The sequence below is a fragment of the Fictibacillus norfolkensis genome, from assembly GCF_014836645.1.
Lineage (GTDB): Bacteria > Bacillota > Bacilli > Bacillales > Fictibacillaceae > Fictibacillus > Fictibacillus norfolkensis.
In genome coordinates this window covers 222,731-244,798 of the sequence record NZ_JACSQM010000001.1, presented here as the reverse complement: position 1 = coordinate 244,798, position 22,068 = coordinate 222,731, and the positions used below count along the sequence as shown (strand labels likewise).

Genomic DNA, 22,068 nt, shown 5'->3' with positions numbered 1-22,068 from the left:
ATTAATACATAAAACGATTTTTAAAACGCAGCCGGTCAAACTGTTGAATCGTGTCTAAGTCGATTCTTTTTCCAATACGGACCATTAAGCAGTTGGCCGGGTGCGAACTAATTTCAGGATCATCAGTTGCCATATACTCCAGGTCACCTGCATTCATCATCTTTTCCATGACTTTTCGGTAATCCCAAACGGATAGTTTCGTTCCTTTTAAGTCCCAGTGCCAATAGTATTCTGTCGTGATAATAATATAGTCTTCCATGGAATCATCCATCATGGAAACTTTTAATAGTGTTTTTCCAACTTTAAAGTTTCGATAATCAGGAATGACTTCTATCGCACCTAGTTCTAATAGATTTTCCAAGTTTCCTTCTGACCAGCGCTCTAGTGGATCTGGATAGACATATGTAACATAACCGACTACGGTATCCTTATTCCTTGCGATTATGATTCTTCCTTCGGCTAGTCTAGCGATTTCAGTAACAGCTTTTTTTTGTTCATCTGCTGGTCTAAATGCTTTTAAACCTTCATGAAAATAAAGACCTTCTAACGTTTCCGCTGATACAGGTCCCTCGACCGTTATGGTTCCATGACTCGTTTTTAGTGCTACACAGTTGTATGTTTTCGTATGTTTCATTTTTACACCACCTAGGTTGGTTTCCAACTTCTATTATACATCATTAAACCACGTTATAAGGGTTTACATAACGGTTTTTATAGATAGTTCTAATAAGTTAAAAAATTTAGATAATATGATATAATTAAAGGGATATCCAAAAGGGAAGGGAGATTTGGCAATGAAACTGGAAGCGCTTCCGATTATAAAAGGTGATTTTAATCTTCATGATTATGAGGCTACATACGGAGCATTTGATTGGAAAGACATTGAAAAAGAATTCTCCTGGCACAAAACAGGACGAGTTAATATGGCGTATGAAGCTATAGACCGTCATGCAGCATCCCATCGTAAAAATAAAGTAGCGCTCTACTTTTCAGATCAAAATAGAGATGAGAAGTACACGTTTAAAGACATGAAAGAGATGTCTAACAAAGCGGGTAATATGTTACGTCAAATAGGTGTTGAAAAAGGAGATCGCGTCTTTATTTTCATGCCGCGTTCACCTGAACTTTACTTCACGTTCCTTGGTGCGATCAAGCTCGGAGCAATCGTAGGCCCACTGTTTGAAGCATTCATGGAAGGGGCAGTAAGAGACAGACTTGAAGATAGTGAGGCAAAAGTACTCGTTACCACGCCATCACTTTTAGAGCGTGTCCCAGTTGATCAACTGCCGAAATTGAAGAATGTTATTTTGGTGGGAGAAGATGTTAAAGAAGAGGGACCATATGTAAATTATTTCGATCGTATGAAAAAAGCATCAAAAGATCTAGATATTGAATGGGTGGACCGCGAAGACGGATTAATCCTTCACTACACATCTGGATCGACCGGTAAACCAAAAGGTGTACTTCATGTTCATAATGCGATGCTTCAGCATTTCCAAACTTCAAAATGGGTACTCGACCTTAAAGAGGACGATGTGTACTGGTGCACCGCTGATCCGGGCTGGGTGACAGGAACTTCTTATGGCATATTCGGGCCATGGTTGAACGGCACATCAAGTGTTATTCGTGGTGGACGTTTCTCACCTGAAGATTGGTATGGAACGATTGAAAATTATGGTGTAACGGTCTGGTACAGTGCTCCAACTGCTTTTCGTATGTTGATGGGTGCTGGTGACGAAGTGGTCAAGAAATTTGATATGTCCTCACTTCGACATATTTTAAGTGTAGGTGAACCTCTTAACCCTGAGGTCGTTAGATGGGGAATGAAGGTGTTTAACTTACGCATACATGATAACTGGTGGATGACAGAAACAGGTGGTCAGCTGATCAGTAACTACCCGGCGATGGAAATTAAACCTGGTTCGATGGGTAAACCGTTCCCAGGGGTAGAAGCAGCGATCATTGACGACCAAGATAACATCTTACCGCCATATCGAATGGGCAATCTTGCTATCAAAAAAGGATGGCCGTCCATGATGCATGCGATCTGGAACAATCCTGAAAAATACGATTCGTATTTTACGCCAGGTGGCTGGTATGTTTCCGGAGATTCTGCTTATATGGACGAAGATGGCTATTTCTGGTTTCAAGGTAGAATTGATGATGTTATCATGACGTCCGGAGAACGAGTCGGACCGTTTGAAGTGGAAAGCAAACTCGTAGAACACCCTGCCGTTGCGGAAGCAGGTGTTATCGGAAAACCGGATCCTGTTCGAGGCGAGATTATTAAGGCGTTCATCGCCCTTCGTTCTGGCTATGAAGAAAGTGATGAGCTGATCGAGGAAATCCGTAGTTTTGTAAAAGCAGGACTTGCTGCACATGCGGCACCACGTGAAATCGAATTCCGTGATAAGCTTCCGAAGACAAGAAGCGGTAAGATTATGCGTCGTGTTCTTAAAGCTTGGGAACTTGATCTACCAACTGGGGATCTATCTACGATGGAAGACTAATAACAATGAAAAACCCTCGAAAATCAATTCGAGGGTTTTTTCTTATTATTGTTTTGTGTTGTGGCTGGTGGCGGATCGCCAGTGCCAGGATCTGCAGGTTCAGTTGGTGGCGGCGGTGGATCTTGTGGCTCATCAGGCTTATCTCCGTCTCCATCTGTTGGTGGAGTTGGTGGTTCAGCTGGTGGTTTTTTTTCGCCCACTTGAACTTTTGTTTGTGCAGGAGATTCCTTACCTGCAATATCCACAGCTGTAACATATACGATTCCGGCAGGTACTTTTGCAGAAGTTTTATCAGCGGTTACAGAGCCGATCTTCTTAAATGATGTGCCATCTGAAGAGTGATAGATGCGGTAACCAATTACATCATTCTCTCCATGTGATGCCCATGAGAGCACGCCATCCGACATTTTTGCGCCTGCAACAGCGGCAGGAACTTTGCCGTTCTCTTTTAACTCTTTCTCAGGAACAATGTTGTTCAATAGATTCGTTGTATTCGTTAATTTGTTTAGTGCTTCTAATCCAAGTTCGCGCAGGAATTCTTCCTTAATTAGAACACCGTCTTTTGTGAACTCTTGTGGTGTAGACGGAAGTGCTTTGTACTTCGCATCACCTACAAGTACATAACGGCCTTTTGTAAGCGTGTCGTCCACTTCGTTAGGTGTGAACTTCGCATTAAACAGATCAGTCGTAACGAGTCCAGCACTTCGGCATAGATCAGAAGGCAGCTTACCTGATATTCCACAGATCTCACGACGAACGATTCCTGAAGGCATTGCGAATTGCTTTTCAGCGTCTACGAGTTGTGGTGAATTTTTATAAGCAGCATTTATGAGTTGTGCCCAGATCGTCTGATTTCTTTGTCCTGTATTACCTGCTAGGTCAGCTGGTGTATCATAACCTATCCAAACACCAAACGTAACGTTAGGATTGGATGCTACAAACCAAGAGTCTTTATCAGCATTTGTAGTTCCTGTCTTCCCAGCCCAATCCGATTGGAAAGCTAGTTTGCGAGGAACACCAGAAGCTGTTCCAGAAGACAGAACATCTCTCATCATGTCAATTAATAGATAGGATGTTTGTGCACTATAAACGGGTTTTGCTTCACTCTTGTGTTGGTAGATGACTTCACCATCATTAGACTCTATGCGCTCAATCATGTATGCATCAACAAAATTCCCTCCGTTTGCAAAGGTAGAGAAAGCGTTAACGTTTTCTTCAACGGTGATTCCTACATCTAAGGCACCTAGAGCCATTGCATTTTGTGTGCGATCACCCTTTGTAAGGCTTGTTACACCCATCTGCATCAGCTTTTCGGTTGCTTTCATATGATCGACACGCTGATAAGATTTAATAGCTGGTATGTTCCTCGATTTTTTTAATGAATGTCGAACCGAAACGAGACCATCAAAATCCATATCATAGTTATTTGGCTTCCATGTTCCTAAAGCAATCGGTGTATCAGGTACGATTGAGCCTGGTTGAACTTTACCAGTTTCTAAAGCGTAAGAATAAGCAAGCAATGGTTTCATTGTTGATCCGTTTTGACGAGGAGCTCTCATCGCATGGTTGGTTTGTTCACGGTTAAAATCACGCCCGCCAACAAAGCTGATGATCTTTCCTGTCTTGTTTTCTATAAGCGTTGCACCGACTTCTTCAGGCTCGGGCTTATCAAGTTTGATTCTTTGTCCTTTGCTGTTATACACGTATTGATTAGCAGGACCGAATAAATTATCATTTTTTACTACCTGTTGCATATCGTCGTATATTTTTTGATCTATGGTTGTGAAAATTTTAATTCCCTTTTGTCTAACTTGAGTACGAGCATTATCCTCATACTCTTTGAATTCCTCAGCACTTAAATCGCTTAGTTTCTTCCCATCTTTTTCAGCATTCAATTTTGTTAGTAATTCTACTGTACGTCTTTGAATTTCAACTGTTAAGTATGGATATCTTTCAAACGAAGACTGCTTTTTTGTTGTAAGATTCTTCTTAATATCATATTTCATAGCTTCATCATATTCAGCTTGTGTAATGGAACCGGCAGATAACATGCGGCTAAGAACAGTTTGCATACGCTTTATTCCAGCAGTCATGTCTTCCTTTTGCTCTCCACCTTTATTAAAAGGGGTATAAACGAAAGGGTTCTTTGGAAGTCCAGATAGATAAGCGGATTGAGCTAGGTTTAGTTTGGAAGCAGGTACTCCAAAAACACCTTCTGCAGCAGCTTGTATTCCGGCAACATTTCGACCGGAAGAATTTCTTCCGTAAGGTACGATGTTTAAATAAGCTTCTAGAATCTCATCCTTCTTAAGTACTTTTTCAAGTCTCATGGCTAATAAAATTTCTTTAGCTTTTCGATCAAAAGATACTTCATTCGTTAGAATTTGATTTTTGATAAGTTGTTGAGTGAGTGTACTACCTCCTGTAACAACAGAAGCACCAGAAAACTCTTGGAACATGGCGCGGAAGATGGCTTTTGGCACAACACCCTCATGTTCATAAAAATATTGATCTTCTGTTGATATAACAGCCTTTAACACGTAAGGAGAAACTTCGTTTAAACTTATCTCATGTCTATCCAGATCAGATTGAAGCTTCCCTAGGTACGTTTTATTAGCAAAATAAGCGGTACTCGTTTCTTCGTAATTATAAATATCTTCTTTCATAGAAGTGTGTGCTCGTACAGGTTCGTCTTTTACGAGTGAAGCGAAGAAACCAGCTCCAACACCTGCTGCGAAAACACCTCCGAGGATAAGTAGTACAGTTACGATCAAGAACATGTTCCAAGTGACGTTATATGTAATTCGTGCTGTTCGAATAATTCCTTTTTCCTTCAAAAAGTGGACAAATTTCTCCCATTTTTGCTTCAGTTCATCAAAATGAGACATCATTTGGTAATCCCTCCCCCTCGTGTATTATAACATAAGGTCGATTTATGATAGAACACCGTTTTTGAAGATGAAGATTGACATGAAATTCATCTGTGTGGTAAAAATAAATGAAGATTATTATATGTTGAAAGCGAAGATAGGAATGAGTAGCAGGTGTCTCCCTGTTTCAGAAAGCTGGTGGTTGATGCGAACCAGTGCAAAGGCATACTGTGAATTACCTCCTGGAGCTGTCTCTGTGAACGATTAAGTAGCAGAGAACGGATAAAACCGTTACGAAATGAAGTGAAAAGCCAATAGTTTGGCTTTTAATTAGGGTGGTACCGCGAGATTGTCATCACGTCCCTTTCCAACTGGAGAGGGACTTTTTTTATTGTTATTAAACATCATCATCATTAAACAACGGAAGGAAAGATAGGAATGAATATTCTACAAGATCTAGAATTTAGAGGTCTTCTTAATCAAGTAACGGATCAAGAGGGGCTACAAAAAGAACTTGAAAAGGGAATCGTAAAGCTTTATTGCGGATTCGATCCAACTGCAGACAGTCTTCACATCGGAAATCTGTTACCGATCCTTACACTCAAACGATTCCAAGAAGCTGGACATCAGCCGTTTGCATTAGTTGGCGGTGGAACAGGTTTGATTGGTGATCCAAGTGGCAGACAGACAGAACGAACATTGAATGAAGCTGAGATCGTTGTTCAATGGACAGACAAGATTAAAAATCAGCTTTCAAGACTGCTTGATTTTGAAAGAGAAACTAATCCAGCGAGAACAGTGAATAACTATGAATGGTTAAGTCAACTCACGATGATTGAGTTTCTTCGTGATGTAGGAAAGAATTTCTCAGTTAACTACATGCTTGCCAAGGATTCTGTTGACTCTCGTTTAGAAGCGGGTATCTCTTTTACCGAGTTCTCATACATGATTTTACAATCGTATGATTTTCTTAATCTCTTCCAAAAAGAAAACGTAAAACTTCAAATAGGTGGAAGTGACCAGTGGGGGAATATTACGGCTGGGATGGAATTGATCCGTCGTTCTGGTGAGGAAGAAAAAGCATTTGGACTAACGATTCCGCTCATCACTAAAGCGGATGGAACGAAGTTTGGTAAAACAGCATCAGGAACGATTTGGCTAGATGCAGAAAAAACGACTCCATACGAGTTCTACCAGTTCTGGGTAAACGCAGCAGACGCTGATGTAATCAACTGGCTAAAATACTTCACATTCTTATCTAAAGAAGAAATTGAAGCTCTTGAAAAATCCTTAGCTGAAGAACCAGAAAGACGTGAAGCTCAAAAAGCGTTAGGACGAGAGGTAACAGCTTTAGTTCACGGTGAAGCAGCATACAAACAAGCAGTAAAGATCACTGAAGCTCTCTTCAGTGGAAATTTGTCTGATTTAACGGCTGCTGAGATCGAACAAGGGTTCAAGGACGTTCCTTCGTTCAACGCTCCTAATACGGAAGCGGTAAACATTGTAGACCTTCTTGTTGATGCTAAGATTTCTCCATCTAAAAGACAGGCTAGAGAAGATGTTACGAATGGAGCTGTATCAATCAATGGCGAAAAGGTTCAAGATACAGCTTATATGATTGGTGAGAACGACCGTATCGAAAATAAGTTTGTCATCATCCGACGCGGCAAGAAAAAGTATACGTTGATCAGATACTAAAAAAGAGCAGGAACCCTGTTGAAACGGGGTTCCTCTCAAACTTTATTAAGGGGTGTGTTTGTTTTGAAGAAAATTCAATTAGCAGAAGACCTTCAGTTTTCACAGATTGTTCATGGTCATTGGCGTTTAACAGAATGGAATCTCTCACCTGAAGAGCTTCTTTCACTTATGGAACGATGTATAGAAGCAGGAATTACAACGTTTGATCATGCTGATATTTATGGTAATTACATGTGTGAAGAGCTGTTTGGACAAGCACTAGCTCTCAAACCATCCTTACGACAAGAAATTCAGATCGTGACGAAGTGTGGCATTAAACTCATATCTGAAAATCGTCCTGAGCATACGATAAAATCCTATGATACGAGTAAAGAACATATCATATCTTCTGCAGAAAATTCATTGAAAAAAATGAACACAGATTTTGTAGATGTACTATTGATTCATCGCCCAGATCCGTTTATGGACCCAGCTGAAACAGCAGAAGCGTTTCACATCTTAAGAAAAGAGGGAAAAGTGAGACATTTCGGTGTTTCTAACTTCACACCTAAACAAATGGAAATGCTTCAGAGTAAGTACAATGGCCCACTTGTTACGAATCAGATCGAGTTATCTGTTCTTCATGAACAGCCGTTCTTTGACGGTACCCTCAACCACCTTCAAAAAGAAAAAGTAAGACCGATGGCGTGGTCTCCTCTTGCTGGAGGAAGATTGTTTAAAGGCAACGATGAGAAAGCGGTACGCGTGAAAAAGGCATTAGAAAAAGTGGCTAGTGAAACAGAAGCAACTTCCATTGATGAAGTCGCTTACGCGTGGCTGTTAATGCATCCTTCACAGATCATGCCGATCGTAGGAAGCGGAAAAATGAACCGTATTGAAGCAGCTGTAAATGCAGCAAACTTACCATTAACACGCGAGCAATGGTTCTATATTTTACAAGAAAGTATGGGGAAAGAAGTAGACTGATCCATACTTGAAAATCACCCATAAATAAGTAAAAATCCATGCAGCATGCTGTGTGGATTTTTTATTATATTCATAGAACATTAAATTAGTAATTAGTTCCTTAGTAGTATAATATTAGAAATAAAAACTAAAAGATGGGGATGCAACAATGATAACATTGAGCAATAACAGCTCTACAAAGAGCTCGCAAGTATTGAATGAAAGCGCTGTACTAGCAGCGATTGATCGATCAGTAGCAATGATTGAATTTGACCCTTATGGAAAAGTACTGTGGGCAAATGAAAATTTCGCAACAACGGTGGAATACCATGTTGATGAGATGCCGTTATTGGTTCATAAGCAATTTTGCACAGAAGAGTTTTTGCGAAGCGGTGAATATGATCGGTTTTGGAGAAGTCTAAGAGAAGGTAAAACATTTCAAGAAAAGATACAACGTGTAACGAAATCAAAGCGTTTGATTTGGTTAGAAGCTACGTATACACCAGTCCTAGACGAAAATCATAAAGTGTCAGCTGTTGTGAAAATCGCTACAGATATTACGAATAGAGAAAATAATACGATTACAGTTGCATCTAATCTTCAACAAATGTCTCTAGAGTTGCTTACACGCGCAGAAGAAGGATTAAAGAAAAGTAACGAGATCTCGATATCTACTGAAAAACTAGTATCTGAGTCTCAACAAAATTTATTGATTCTAGAATCTTTGAAAAAACAAGCTACTTCTATAGAGGATATCGTTAAGACGATTCGTGAGATTGCAGCACAAACCAATTTGTTAGCCTTAAACGCAGCGATAGAAGCTGCAAGAGCTGGTGATCACGGAAGAGGGTTTAATGTGGTAGCGGTTGAAGTTAGAAAGCTTGCTACTCGCGTGCAAGATTCTATCCAAGAAGTGAATGCACATATTTCAGGAATCACAGGTGAGATAAACAAGATCAATGATGTGACTCACCGATCACAAGAAGGAATAACGAAAAACAAGAAATTAATTGAACAAGCGATGCAAGAGTTCATAGGTATTGAAAATTCTGCACGACAATTAGAGTCACAAGCAAGTAGGTTTAAAGAACTTTTATAAAATAAAAAAACCCCCTAATACCTTTAAAAAGGTGTTAGGGGTTTCTTTACTCAGATTAACGAGAGTAGTATTCAACGATAAGTTGTTCTGTGATCTCAGCAGGAAGTTCAGAACGCTCTGGTAAGCGAGTGAAAGTACCTTCCAATTTGTTTTCATCAAATGTTAAGAAATCAGGTACGAAGTTGTTTACTTCGATCGCTTCTTTAATAGCAGATGAGTTGCGAGATTTTTCACGAACACCGATTACATCGCCAGCAGATAGACGGTAAGAAGCGATATCAACACGCTTGCCGTTTACTGTGATGTGACCGTGGTTTACTAATTGACGAGATGCACGACGCGTACGAGCAAGACCAAGACGGTAAACTACGTTGTCTAGACGAGATTCTAAAAGAATCATGAAGTTTTCACCGTGGATACCAGTCATTTTACCAGCATCATCAAAAATGCGGCGGAATTGACGCTCGTTTACACCGTACATGTAACGAAGCTTTTGCTTCTCTTGTAATTGTAAACCGTATTCAGAGATTTTTTTACGTTGAGTTGGACCATGTTGTCCTGGTGCGTATGGACGCTTAGAAAGTTCTTTCCCAGTTCCGCTTAGAGAAATTCCAAGACGACGAGAAACTTTCCATGTTGAACCTGTATATCGAGCCATAATTGACTCCTCCTTCACGTGTTTGTTTGTGTTAAAACAACAACAGTGACTATGGCCTTTTCATGAGCATATTTTGTATGAAAAACATCTTCACTTCAGCAGCCTATGAAGCTACGCGATGTTCCCAGATTAATAAAAACCTGAGTACAAAATAAAAACAAATGATGGACACAGTGCCGCTTATTTTACACAAAGAATAGTATAAGCTTTTTTGCTCTTCGATGTCAACCTGATCGCCATATTCATAAAACATTTATCAGGACAAATTGTAAAAGTATTAAAATTCATATATGATATAAATAAGAAAGCGCTTACATTTTATATTGCCTTCAAAGGAGAAGTAAAAATGGATACAAAACGCTTTGAAACAGATGTGATTCATAAGGGGTATAACGCAGAACAGCATTATGGAAGTCTAGCTCCTCCTATTTTTCAAACTTCAACTTTTGTTTTTGATAGCGCGGAAACGGGTGCTGCACGATTTGCAGGAGAGCAGGAAGGTTATATCTATTCAAGACTCAGCAATCCGACGGTTGCAATGTTAGAAGAGCGGATCGCAGCGATGGAAAAAGGGGAAAAAGGTTTAGCGTTTGGATCTGGTATGGCTGCAGTTTCAGCCATTCTGCTTGGCTTAACGAAAACCGGTGATCATATTCTCTGTTCAGAAGGAGTATATGGGTGTACCTTTGGCTTGTTACAACTTATGGAAGAAAAATATCATATTACACATAATTTTCATCCTATGAACGATGAGGAATCGATACGTTCAGCGATCAACGATCATACTGCGGTCATCTATATTGAATCTCCGATAAATCCTACCATGAAACTTGTTGATCTGAGTATGGTAGCAAGAATCGCGAAAGAATATAATATTCCAGTTGTTGTTGATAATACGTTTTCATCTCCTTACCTACAGCGTCCACTCGAATTAGGGTGCGATATTGTTTTGCACAGTGCCACGAAATATCTATGTGGTCATGGAGATGTAATCGGAGGTCTGGCGGTCGGTAGGCAAGAAATGATGAGTCACCTTGCAATGACCACTCAAAAGGATATTGGAGGGGTCATGTCTCCTTTTGATGCTTGGCTGCTTTTAAGAGGAATCAAGACACTGCCTGTACGAATGGACCGTCATTGTGAGAATGCAAAGAAACTTGCAGACTTGTTAAAGAAACATCCTTCGGTAAATCGAGTATTGTATCCGGGTGATCCGGACTTCCCTCAATATGAGCTAGCGAACTCACAAATGTTGAACGCTGGGGGTCTCATCAGCTTTGAGATAAGAGGAGATAAAGTAATCGCCCAAAAGTTTATGAACCATTTAAGACTCATTAAGATCGCTGTTAGTCTTGGTGATGCTGAAACACTCATCCAACATCCTGCTACAATGACACATGCTGTCGTACCTGAGGAGAATCGACTTCAGATGGGCATCACTGATCAGCTTCTGCGCTTATCGGTTGGCTTAGAAGCATGGGAAGATATTTGGGATGATATTAAACAAAGTTTAGATTCACTATAAAAAAGAGTCCTGCGCTAATGACTGCGCAGGACTTCTTTATTTAGGGAAGAGAATCTAGAGATATCGAAGTAAAACCTCACAAAACTTTTCTAAGTTCTCTTGATCAATCTCATCAAATCGTGCTTTTTCAGGACTATCAATATCTAGAACTCCTAGCAGCTTTCCGTCTTTCACTAATGGAACCACGATCTCTGATTGAGAAGCTGCATCACAAGCGATATGTCCAGGGAACTCATGAACATCTTTTACAACTAACGTTTCTTGATTTTGAGCGGACGTTCCGCATACTCCTCTTCCAAGAGGAATTCTTACACAAGCTGGAAGCCCTTGAAAGGGTCCAAGAACTAATTGGTTCGTCTCTCCTTCAAGTGTATAAAAACCAACCCAGTTTACTCTGTCTAAAAATTGATTCAAAAGAGCAGAAGCGTTTGCGAGGTTAGCAGTCGCGTTTGTCTCGCCTTCAAGCAGAGCAGAAAGTTGTTTCAACAGAAGAGAATAAGCTTCATTTTTGTCTGTGCTATATTGCTGAACGGAAAACATCAAGATTCCTCCAAACCTGATAAATTGTTTACTCTATCCTATCAAATAATGTTGAACTATACACCCATAAGCCCTTATTTGTCGAGCGATTATTAAAGGTTTATGTCTCTCGCCCAAGAATTTTATACAAGAGGGAAGGACGGTGGAAGAAAATGAAGACAGATCCGATGGAAACGAAACTGAAAATAGCCGAAGCAGCGATTGCTCTTTTTACAAGCCAAGGGTTTAAAGGAACGACCGTTAGACAGATAGCAAAAAAAGCTGGTGTGAACATCGCTTTAATTTCGTACCATTTTGGAGGAAAGAAAGGTCTTCTAGAAGAGTTGATCATATCATTTTTTGAAGGGTATATCAGAAGGATTGAAATCATATATCATACATCGAGCTCTCCAACTGTAAAAGGGAGTTTTATTGAAATAGTAGAAGCATTGTTGATCTATCAACAGCGAAACCTTCCTCTTGCACGCTTTGTCTATCGTGAGATGACGCTTGATTCAACATTGGTCCGTGAACTCATGTCTACCTACTTAGTTAAAGAAAAATACTTTTTGCAAACTCTGTTTGAAAAAGGGATGAAGAAAAAAGAATTCAGAAGGCAGCCAATCGACTTTTTAACCATTCAGTTCAAAGATATGATGATGCTTCCATTTTTACATCCTCTTTATTTAGCTGAGGTATATCAGATAAGTGCTGAAACAGAAACGTTCTTCCAACCTTATAAGAAGTGGATGATGAACTGGTTTGATAAATGTGTTTGTATCCCAGAAAGAAAAAATCCCCTGCTGTCCGCTGTTCAAAAGCCTTTATTTGGCTCTATTCAGGAGAAGTGGGGAAGTTAATGTTGCTGTTGATACTAATTGATCCAATCCTTGACCGAGTCCCTTAGCACTGTGGGCATCAGACCCATAGACAAGAGGGATTTTTCTTTTTTGTGCTTCTTTTATGATCCAGTTAGAAGGATATGGTTCCAAACAATATGGCTTAACAGCGCCTGCTCCGTTATAATCCAAATACATGTTACGTTCAGACAGTGCCGTTAAAATCTCTTCTGCTTCTTTTTCATAACTAAAATCTGGAGGGAAAAGTTTCTGGAATTTAGTTGCTAATGTCATATGTCCAATCCTTCTTGGCTGATGATCTCCAAATGAATGACTGATCGATTTTTTTACGGTTTGAAAGTATAGTGAGTATACTGCAGAGAGGCTGCCGGATTGCTCGATCAAATCTCTAAATACGTTCTCATCATAATCCATGCAGAAGTAATGGTCTTGAACCTTTAAGAAATGAACAGAGAGAATGGCATCATCGAGTTCAGGCCAAACCTCTTTCAGAAATGTATTCGTCTCCTCTTCATAGCCCTCAATAAAATCGACTTCTAAACCAGTAAAGATTTCAATTTTACTTTTATAAAACTTCTTAACTTCTCTCAAAGTGTCGAAGTATTTTCCTAATTGTTCATGTTTCATACTGCTGTCCTTCGTAGGAGCAGCATCGATGAATGAATGAGGCAACGGGGCATGCTCTGTAAAAGTAATACCTTTCAAACCTAAAGAGATAGCTCTTTCGATATACATTTCAAAAGTGTCTGAAGACCCATGGGGGCAAAAAGGCGTGTGGATATGTCCATCATAGTACATCTTTCTTACTCCTCCTTTCGACAAAATCTTCATTAAATTGGAAAAAAGTTATCAGATTATGCAATTTTTTTGCGTCAAATGTTTGTTTACATGTTATCATAAAAGCATTAAACTGCAATTTTATAGAATAAAAACTAAATTAGATCGGTAAAGCGATTTAAACATACGAATACATAATATAGACAATATAGAAATTTGAACAGATAGAAAGGGTGCCTCTGATGATATACATAGTCATTGCCATCGTTACATTCCTAGCATTGATCCTGTACGGTGCCATGTCACGCCGAAGAGTGTATAAAGAAATTGACCGACTTGAAGCATGGAAGATGCAAATTATGAATCGCCCCTTAACAGAAGAAATCTCAAAAGTTAAGGGTATGGCGATGATTGGTGAAACGGAAGAGAAATTTGAAATGTGGCGTCAAGAATGGGATGAGATGGTAACGACTCAACTTCCTAATTTAGAAGAAGACTTATTCGATGCTGAGGAATATACAGACAAGTATCGTTTCAAAAAAGCTAAATCTATTTTAGCTGGTGTTAGTCAGTCTTTAGAAAAGATGGATTTGAGAATTAAAGAGATTACTTCCGAAATCAATGAGTTAGTTACGAGTGAGGAACTAAATCGGGAAGAGATTGTTGAAGCGAAAGAAAAGCTTCAAGAAACAAAGAAGTACTATTTAACTCATATCCGTGCACTTGGCCAGACTGCTCCAATTTTTGATAAAGAACTTGACGAGATAAAAGCTTTAATTGAAACGTTCGAATCATTAACTGTACAAGGGAGCCATCTTGAAGCTAGACAAAGACTTGTTGAGAGTTTGAATCGTATTTCTGATTGTAAAACAAAGATGCAGGGAGTTCCTGAACTTCTTGTGATCCTTCAATCAGATATTCCTAATTCATTAAAAGAGTTAAGTGTAGGTTTTACAGAGATGGAACAACAAGGTTATGTTCTTCATCATATTGGCATCGAAAAAGAGATCCGTTCTTTAAAGGATCTTAACGATCAAGCGCTGAACAAAGTACTTGAACTTGAGCTTGAAAGTGCTCAAAAAGATATGGATGAAACGGTACAGAAGATGGATCAGCTCTATGAAGTGCTTGAGAACGAAGTACATTCTAAGCAATTTGTAATAAGTGAAAGAGAAGTCTTTTTCTCAAATATTCAAGATTTACACGATAGAATTGAGAATTTAAAGCAAGAGACCCAAATCGTTTCTTCTACTTACTTGATCGAACAAAATGAAGCAGAGATGCAAAAGAAGATTGAAAAATTGTTTCACAAGCTACAAAGCAGGTTCTTGATCATCGAAGATTCAATTGACGAGAAAAGAGAATCATATTCTGTTATTCGCGAGATGATGGAAGAGATGCAAAAGCAGATGGAAGAACTGCAGCGTTCTCAGAAAGTTTATGAAGAAATGCTTCATAATTTAAGAAAAGATGAACTTGAAACGAAACAGAGCTTAAGAGGACTTCGAAAGAAACTTCTTGAAGCGAGAAGGATGGTACAAAAGAGCAACCTTCCTGGATTGCCGGAACATTACTTGATCACAATTGGGAAAGCAGAAGAATATATCATCGAAGTTTCTAAAAAACTGGATGAGAAACCTCTAGAAATGTCAGATGTCTCTTATGTTCTAAACAAAGCGCATGAAGCAGTGAATGAGGGCTACGATGAAACCTCTAAGATGATAGAGAATGCTTTTTTAGCAGAAAAGCTTATACAGTACGGAAATAGATTTAGAAGTTCTTATCAATCAGTATCCGTTCGATTGATTGAAGCTGAGATCGCTTTTCGAAATTATCAGTATGAAGATGCTCTTGAGATTGCAGCTTCTGCGATAGAGAGTGTTAGACCTGGAATCCTTAAAGAGATGGAAATTAATTTAAAGTCACACGTATAAAAACTGTAAGGATTCAATTCCTGCAGTTTTTTTGCTGTAAAAAAGAGATTTTTTAAATCGGTTAACAAAAAATAGGAGATATGTGTAGATGTGCACGATAGCTAAATTATGGTATGATAATGAAATGTGTGTTTTAGAACGGTTTGGAATGTATAATTGGAGGATTCAACAATGATTTATTTGGATAATAGTGCAACAACAAAGCCATATAAGGAAGTGCTTGATACGTTCGTTACGGTGTCAGAAAGGTATTTTGCCAATCCATCTTCCCTTCATTCTAAAGGAAGCGAAGCTGAGAAATTGCTTGGTCAGGCCAGAAAGTCAATTGCTCAGTTACTGGAGGTTGCTCCATCAGAAGTCGTTTTCACCTCTGGTGGTACAGAAGGCAACAATATTGCGATCAAAGGGATTGCTTTTCAACATCAAAATCGAGGTAAACACCTTATAACATCTTCTGTTGAGCATGCATCGAGTCATGAATCCTTTCAATATCTTGAATCACAAGGTTTCGAAATAACGTATCTTCCAGTGGATCATGACGGGTTGATTTCATTAGAAGACCTTGAACGTTCGATTCGGCAGGATACGATACTTGTTTCACTTATTCATGTCAATAATGAAACGGGAACGATACAACCTATTCAAGAGATAGGTAAGATCTTGAAAGAGCACCCGAAGATTTTTTTCCATGTCGACAATGTTCAAGGTGTCGGTAAGGTTGACCTTCCACTTAAAGAGTGTGGGATCGATCTGTGCACAATATCTGCACATAAATTTCACGGCCTAAAAGGAAATGGAATTCTTTTTGTGAAGAACGGTGTGAGTCTCTCTTCTTTGTTCACTGGTGGTGAACAAGAATTAAAGAAAAGAGCTGGTACTGAAAATGTTGCAGGTATTGTAGCTATGGCAAAAGCGTTAAGGTTGATTCTTCAAGAGAGTAAGGAAAAGAGAGAAAATTTATTTGAGATTAAACAGTTCTTAATTGAAGAGTTACGTACCATAGATGGAATAGACATTAATACTCCTATAAGCTCAGCTCCTCACATTATTAATTTTTCAGTGAAGGGCATCAAACCAGAAGTGCTGATTCATTCTCTTGATAAAAGAGATGTGTATGTATCTACTCGTTCTGCTTGTTCATCAAGACAAGGTGGAGCAAGCCGTATCTTACTAGAGATGGGGTTAGGAGAAAATCGTGCTTCAACGGCCATTCGTTTGAGTACCACCTATGGAAACACATTGAAAGAAGCAGAACTGTCTTTAAAAATATTAAAAGAAGAACTAATAAATATTAAGAAGGTAATGAGGTAATGAAGATGATTTATGATCATTTAGTCGTGCGTTATGGTGAATTATCACTAAAAGGAAAAAACAGAAGGCATTTCGAATCACAGCTATTTGAAACAGTAAAAAGAAAAATGCGTCCATTTCAGGAACTTAATATGTCTAAACACTTTGACCGAATTGTTATTGAGTTAAACGGACAATCTTATGAGCCTATCGTCAAATCACTACAAGATATTTTCGGCATACACTCGATCAGTTTAGCTGTAAGATCTGAAAATGACTTAGAAGCGATCCAGAAAGCAGCGTTAATCGCTCTAAATGAAGCGATGGAAGGAAAGAAGACGTTTAAAGTTACAGGTAAACGTTCTTTAAAATCTTTCCCTGTTAATTCGATGCAGCTTAACCAAGAAGTTGGAGGATACCTTTTAAGAAATACGGAAGGTTTAACCGTTGATGTTCATAATCCAGATGTAAATGTAAAAGTGGAAGTAAAAGATACAGGAACTTACATTAGCTCAAAATCATTTGAGGGAGCTGGCGGTCTGCCGATCGGTGTTGGTGGTAAAGCGATGCTTATGCTTTCAGGTGGTATCGACAGTCCGGTAGCAGGATATTTAACGATGAAGCGTGGCGTTCGTATTGAAGGTGTTCATTTTCATAGTCCGCCATTTACAAGTGAACGAGCAAAACAAAAAGTGGTCGATCTAACACAAGAGCTCACTCGCTATAGCGGAGGCAAGATCAAGCTTCATGTTGTACCTTTTACAAAAATCCAACAAACGATCAAAGATAAGATTCCGTCTAGTTATAGCATGACGATCATGAGAAGAGTAATGCTGAGAATCACTGAACGATTAGCGGAGAACAACCATGCGATGGCTATCGCAAACGGCGAGAACCTTGGCCAAGTTGCAAGTCAGACGATGCATAGCATGTATGCGATCAATGAAGTAACGAACATGCCTATTCTTCGTCCTGTTATTACAATGGATAAGCAAGAGATCATGAATTTGTCGCATAAAATTGGAACATACGAGATTTCAATTCGTCCTTATGAAGATTGCTGTACGATATTCTTGCCTTCTGCACCAAAGACTAAACCGAAGCGTGAGAAAGCCATTCGTTTTGAACAAAATATTGAAAATCTTGAAGAGTTGATTGAAGAAGCGGTTAATGATGTTGAAACGTTGATTCTTGAAGAGGGGAAGTCAACGGACGAAACGTTTGATGATTTGCTCTAAGCCATCTTGAAAGTTGTTGATTTCCGTTACAGGTGCTCGCTTTCCGTGGGGCAGGCGGTGAGCCCCTTGCCGCTTTGCGCCCTTAAGGGTCTCACCTGACCGCTTGTCCCACAGGAGTCTCGCACCTTTCACTCCAATCAACTAGTCAATGAAGAGAAAAGAAAATGACCTGAAAGTAACCCGGTGAAAAAATTAATGCCTTCAATGTTTAGTGGCGGTGATTCAGGCACGCTTTCAGTTCAAAAAATAAACAAGATAAAACCCAGTTGAAAAAGTCTGCACATTGTGTAGGCTTTTTTTCGTTTTTCTTTTTCTAGGAGCTGTAGCTTTTGCATTTGAATTGTCTCTCCGTTGCAAGTTGATTGGAGCGCAAGGTAGTCGAGGCGAGCAACCTGGAGTAGAAATCAACTACCTTCATAGACCTTCTTCCTAACTAATATTCGAAATGGCAACACACACAACAATTTCCAAGAATTGAATCGGTCATTTAGACACATCTTATTAGTACAAAGGAGGTGAAACAACATGGCAAACCAAAACCAATTAGTAGTACCAGGTGCACAACAAGCTGTAGACCAAATGAAGTATGAAATCGCTTCTGAATTCGGTGTAAACCTTGGACCAGATTCAACTTCACGTGCTAACGGATCTGTAGGTGGAGAAATCACTAAGCGTCTAGTAGCTCAAGCTCTAGGTGGATACTCTAAGTAAATAGTAATGGCTAACGGAGCGGGTTGTCCCCGCTCCTTTTATTTTTGTGCATATATAACTAAATTTTAAAAATTTTCTAAAATATATTATAATGGTAAAGAACAACATGAATTGAAAGGGTGAAGTAAATGAACTTGATTGCTCCAAACATTTATAATTTAACGGAAGAAATGGAAAAGTATGCTTTAAACCCTGAAAAAAAAGCTTTAATCTGGATGGATGAACAAGGCGTTACCGAGGAGATTACATATAAGAAGCTCCTAGACAGAGCGAATCAAATTGCAAATTCTTTAGAAGAACTAGGACTGGCTAAAGGTGATAGAGTTCTGATCATCATGCCGCGACTGATTGAAACGTATGCGGTGTATATCGCTTGTTTGAAAGCTGGAATTTCTGTTATTCCTTGCTCAGAAATGTTAAGAGCTAAGGACCTGAGCTACCGCGTCCAACATAGTGAAGCAAAAGCGATCATTGCGGACTACCGATTTACAGAACAAGTTAATGAAATCAAAGATACTCTGCCTACTCTTACATATAAAATTAGTGCGAACGGGGAAACAGATAACTGGTTAAGCTTGCAAGCAATAACGAATAATGTAAGCGTTTCCTATAAAGCACCTGAAACATCGAAGGATGATATGGCTTTTTTATCCTACACATCTGGCACAACAGGACAGCCTAAAGGTGTCGTTCATACACACGGATGGGCGTATGCTCACATTCGTACTGCTGCTAAAAGCTGGTTAAACATTTCAGAAGATGACAAAGTCTGGGCAACAGCGGGACCTGGTTGGCAAAAGTGGATTTGGAGTCCTTTTTTATCCACTCTAGGTACTGGTTCTACTGGTTTTGTCTATCAAGGTAAGTTCGATCCAAAAAAATATTTAACACTTTTGCAAGACCAACAGATCTCGGTGCTATGCTGTACACCAACAGAGTATCGTTTGATGGCTAAAGTAGACAATTTAGATCAATATAAGTTACCGCATTTAAGAAGTGCTGTATCAGCAGGAGAACCACTGAACCGGGAAGTGATCGATACGTTTGAAAAATACTTCCACATCAAAGTCCGTGATGGGTATGGGCAGACAGAGAATACGTTATTAGTCGGTACGATGGAAGGTATGGAGATCAAGCCAGGTTCAATGGGCAAGCCAACCCCTGGAAACGATGTTGATGTTATTGATGAGAACGGAAAACCTGTTGCAGCTGGAGAAGTTGGTGATATTGCCGTTCATAAAAATTGTCCTGCTCTGTTTAAAGAATATTATAAAGACCGAGATCGGACGATGATGGCATTCCGTGGTGATTATTATGTTACGGGTGATAAAGCAAAGAAAGATGCTGAAGGTTATTTTTGGTTTGAAGGCAGAGGTGACGATATCATTATCTCCTCTGGCTATACGATCGGACCTTTTGAAGTTGAGGATGCACTTGTAAAACACCCTGCTGTTAAAGAATGTGCAGTAGTAGCAAGCCCAGATGAATTACGTGGTCATATTGTAAAAGCGTTTGTTGTTTTACGAGATCATACTGCAAGTAACGATGCCCTAACAAAAGAACTTCAAGAACACGTAAAAGAACTTACGGCTCCTTATAAATACCCAAGATCGATTGAATATGTGGATGATCTTCCTAAGACAACTTCAGGGAAAATCAGGCGTATCGAGCTGCGTCAGTTAGAAGCATCTAAAACAAGATGATTTTTAAGGGAAAGCAGATATTTTATCTGCTTTTTTGTTTGGTTTTTACGTTATACTACTGTAAAAAGAAGATTGTTAAAGGTGGTAAATCAATTGGGGACGCTCTTTTTTAATGGGAAAATCTATACGATGGTAAATGAAGATGAGCATATTGAAGCCGTTTACGTAGAGAACGGCAAAATTATTAAAACAGGGACCGAAGAAAACTTATTAGAAACATTTAATGAGCGTATTACGAAAAAAGTTGATCTTAAAGGGTATGTTATGTATCCAGGTTTTGTAGATAGTCATCTGCACTTGATCGGTCATGGTGAAAAATTGATAAAGCTTGATCTCTCAGAAATGACTTCTGCTGAGGAGATGGAACGTGCTCTGCGAGAAAAAGCAGCTACCCTTACATCCGATGAATGGTTGATCGGAGAAGGTTGGAACGAGAACAATTTTATCGACCGTAAGATTTTTCATAGGCAAGAACTTGATGATATTTCAGGAGGACGTCCTGTTCTTCTATCCAGAGTGTGTCGGCATGCATTTTTAGCGAACACGAAAGCATTAGCATTGGCAGGTATAACTAAGGATACGATCGATCCTCCTGGTGGAATTATCGTAAGAGATAATGATGGAGAAGCAACAGGGCTGTTACATGATAGTGCTGCAGAACTTGTAAAGAAAGTTGTGCCAGAAGCTTCACAGAACTATTTGAATACTGCCTTAAAGACCTCTATTAAACATTTGCTTTCATTAGGATTAACAGGAGGTCATTCGGAAGACCTAAGCTATTATGGGTATGTAGAAAGGCCGTTGAGTGCTTATCGATCTGTCATTGATGGAGAAGAGATTAAGTTTCGTGCTCATCTATTAGTGCATCATGAAGCATTTGAAGACTTCAAGAATGTTAAAAAGGAATATGAGTTGCCTTTTGTAGAGTATGGAGCATTGAAAATATTTGCAGATGGAGCTTTTGGAGGCCGGACCGCTTGGCTATCTCAGCCTTATAACGATGCACCGGAAACGTCAGGTGTATCGATCCATGCAGATTTTGATCTTGCTAAACTTGTTCAAAAAGCTAGAGGGTATCATATGAATGTTGCGGTACATACGATTGGTGATATGGCATTGAGACAAACGATTGAAGCGATAAAAAATAACCCGGCAAGAGAAGGCAGAGATCGTTTAATTCATGTTGGACTTGTAGATGATGAATTAATTGCTGACATGAAACAACTACCTGTCATATTAGATATACAACCAGGATTTGTAGCATCAGACTTTCCTTGGTTAATCGAACGGCTTGGTACGGAACGGATTCCGAATGCTTTCCCATTTAGGCGACTGCTAGATGAACAACTAATTTGTGCGGGTGGCTCTGATGCTCCTATTGAACCGGTGGATCCACTTCTTGGAATATTTGCAGCTGTTACGAGAAGAAAACCGGGGGAGTACCATGAAGGATATGTTCCAGAACAAAAATTAACGATGTTTGAAGCGATAGCTTTATATACTGTCGGAAGTGCTTCTGCCATCATGCAAGAGGATGTTAAAGGGGTCATTAAAGAAGGATATTTCGCTGACTTTACTGTATTAGATCAAGATCTATTTGAAGTTTCAGAAGATGAGATCTTAAAATCTAAGGTTGTACTTACAATTGTAGATGGTAATATTGTCTATGAGCACAAGGGTGAGTAGAACGCGGAATCATGAACAGAAGAAAAACAGCTTGCAGAACATGCA

Annotated in this window: 17 protein-coding genes and 1 other annotated feature; of the genes, 12 read left to right on the top strand and 5 right to left on the bottom strand. The window is 39.3% G+C overall.

Annotated features, from left to right (window positions below):
* Position 1: 1 nt before the first annotated feature.
* On the bottom strand, positions 2 to 634 hold the full coding sequence (locus tag H9648_RS01170; protein ID WP_191751963.1) for a GNAT family N-acetyltransferase: 633 nt from the start codon (positions 632 to 634) through the stop codon (positions 2 to 4).
* A gap of 160 nt (positions 635 to 794) precedes the next feature.
* Here H9648_RS01170 and acsA point away from each other — a divergent pair, with 160 nt between their 5' ends.
* Complete coding sequence (gene acsA, locus H9648_RS01165; RefSeq protein WP_191751962.1) at positions 795 to 2,510, top strand: acetate--CoA ligase; 1,716 nt, start codon at positions 795 to 797, stop codon at positions 2,508 to 2,510.
* 23 nt (positions 2,511 to 2,533) lie between these two features.
* Here the strand turns inward: acsA and H9648_RS01160 are convergent, their stop codons facing one another.
* A complete protein-coding gene (locus H9648_RS01160) occupies positions 2,534 to 5,401 on the bottom strand; it encodes a transglycosylase domain-containing protein (protein WP_225218669.1) in 2,868 nt (955 codons plus the stop codon).
* 124 nt (positions 5,402 to 5,525) lie between these two features.
* Positions 5,526 to 5,748: a binding site (T-box leader), on the top strand.
* 70 nt (positions 5,749 to 5,818) lie between these two features.
* Between H9648_RS01160 and tyrS the strand changes: the two genes are divergently transcribed.
* From tyrS to H9648_RS20955, 3 genes are all read left to right on the top strand, one after another.
* Positions 5,819 to 7,078 carry a tyrosine--tRNA ligase gene (tyrS, locus tag H9648_RS01155; protein WP_191751961.1) on the top strand — a complete coding sequence of 420 codons (1,260 nt, stop codon included), beginning with the start codon at positions 5,819 to 5,821 and terminating at the stop codon, positions 7,076 to 7,078.
* 63 nt (positions 7,079 to 7,141) lie between these two features.
* Positions 7,142 to 8,044, top strand: coding sequence for an aldo/keto reductase (locus H9648_RS01150; protein WP_191751960.1), 903 nt, complete (start codon positions 7,142 to 7,144; stop codon positions 8,042 to 8,044).
* 148 nt (positions 8,045 to 8,192) lie between these two features.
* Entirely contained in the window at positions 8,193 to 9,122 is a 930-nt protein-coding gene (locus tag H9648_RS20955; RefSeq protein ID WP_191751959.1) for a methyl-accepting chemotaxis protein, read from the top strand.
* 55 nt (positions 9,123 to 9,177) lie between these two features.
* Here H9648_RS20955 and rpsD read toward each other — a convergent pair whose 3' ends face one another.
* On the bottom strand, positions 9,178 to 9,780 hold the full coding sequence (gene rpsD / locus H9648_RS01140; RefSeq protein WP_191751958.1) for a 30S ribosomal protein S4: 603 nt from the start codon (positions 9,778 to 9,780) through the stop codon (positions 9,178 to 9,180).
* A 346-nt stretch (positions 9,781 to 10,126) separates the two neighbouring features.
* Between rpsD and megL the strand changes: the two genes are divergently transcribed.
* Positions 10,127 to 11,305 carry a methionine gamma-lyase gene (gene megL / locus H9648_RS01135; protein WP_191751957.1) on the top strand — a complete coding sequence of 393 codons (1,179 nt, stop codon included), beginning with the start codon at positions 10,127 to 10,129 and terminating at the stop codon, positions 11,303 to 11,305.
* A 54-nt stretch (positions 11,306 to 11,359) separates the two neighbouring features.
* On the opposite strand, the gene H9648_RS01130 is transcribed toward megL, so the two are convergent.
* Positions 11,360 to 11,845, bottom strand: a complete 486-nt coding sequence (locus H9648_RS01130; protein WP_191751956.1) for a GAF domain-containing protein — start codon at positions 11,843 to 11,845, stop codon at positions 11,360 to 11,362.
* Positions 11,846 to 11,997: 152 nt separating this feature from the next.
* Between H9648_RS01130 and refZ the strand changes: the two genes are divergently transcribed.
* Positions 11,998 to 12,684 (top strand): forespore capture DNA-binding protein RefZ, encoded by a 687-nt coding sequence (gene refZ / locus H9648_RS01125; protein WP_191751955.1) that lies wholly within the window; start codon positions 11,998 to 12,000, stop codon positions 12,682 to 12,684.
* Here refZ and hisJ read toward each other — a convergent pair.
* Positions 12,649 to 13,482, bottom strand: a complete 834-nt coding sequence (gene hisJ, locus H9648_RS01120; protein WP_191751954.1) for a histidinol-phosphatase HisJ — start codon at positions 13,480 to 13,482, stop codon at positions 12,649 to 12,651. The genes refZ and hisJ overlap by 36 nt on opposite strands.
* A gap of 221 nt (positions 13,483 to 13,703) precedes the next feature.
* On the opposite strand from hisJ, the gene ezrA reads away from it, so the two are divergent.
* From ezrA to H9648_RS01090, 6 genes are all read left to right on the top strand, one after another.
* The gene (ezrA, locus tag H9648_RS01115) at positions 13,704 to 15,395 is read left to right on the top strand and encodes a septation ring formation regulator EzrA (RefSeq protein WP_191751953.1); all 1,692 of its coding nucleotides are present in this window, start codon (positions 13,704 to 13,706) and stop codon (positions 15,393 to 15,395) included.
* A 171-nt stretch (positions 15,396 to 15,566) separates the two neighbouring features.
* Entirely contained in the window at positions 15,567 to 16,706 is a 1,140-nt protein-coding gene (locus H9648_RS01110; protein WP_191751952.1) for a cysteine desulfurase family protein, read from the top strand.
* Positions 16,707 to 16,711: 5 nt separating this feature from the next.
* A complete protein-coding gene (thiI, locus tag H9648_RS01105; RefSeq protein WP_191751951.1) occupies positions 16,712 to 17,923 on the top strand; it encodes a tRNA uracil 4-sulfurtransferase ThiI in 1,212 nt (403 codons plus the stop codon).
* A gap of 525 nt (positions 17,924 to 18,448) precedes the next feature.
* Positions 18,449 to 18,634: an alpha/beta-type small acid-soluble spore protein gene (locus H9648_RS01100; protein ID WP_066243771.1), complete on the top strand. Its 186-nt coding sequence runs from the start codon at positions 18,449 to 18,451 to the stop codon at positions 18,632 to 18,634.
* Positions 18,635 to 18,762: 128 nt separating this feature from the next.
* Positions 18,763 to 20,337: an acyl-CoA synthetase MbcS gene (gene mbcS / locus H9648_RS01095; RefSeq protein WP_191751950.1), complete on the top strand. Its 1,575-nt coding sequence runs from the start codon at positions 18,763 to 18,765 to the stop codon at positions 20,335 to 20,337.
* A 93-nt stretch (positions 20,338 to 20,430) separates the two neighbouring features.
* The gene (locus H9648_RS01090) at positions 20,431 to 22,023 is read left to right on the top strand and encodes an amidohydrolase (RefSeq protein WP_191751949.1); all 1,593 of its coding nucleotides are present in this window, start codon (positions 20,431 to 20,433) and stop codon (positions 22,021 to 22,023) included.
* Positions 22,024 to 22,068 lie beyond the last annotated feature (45 nt).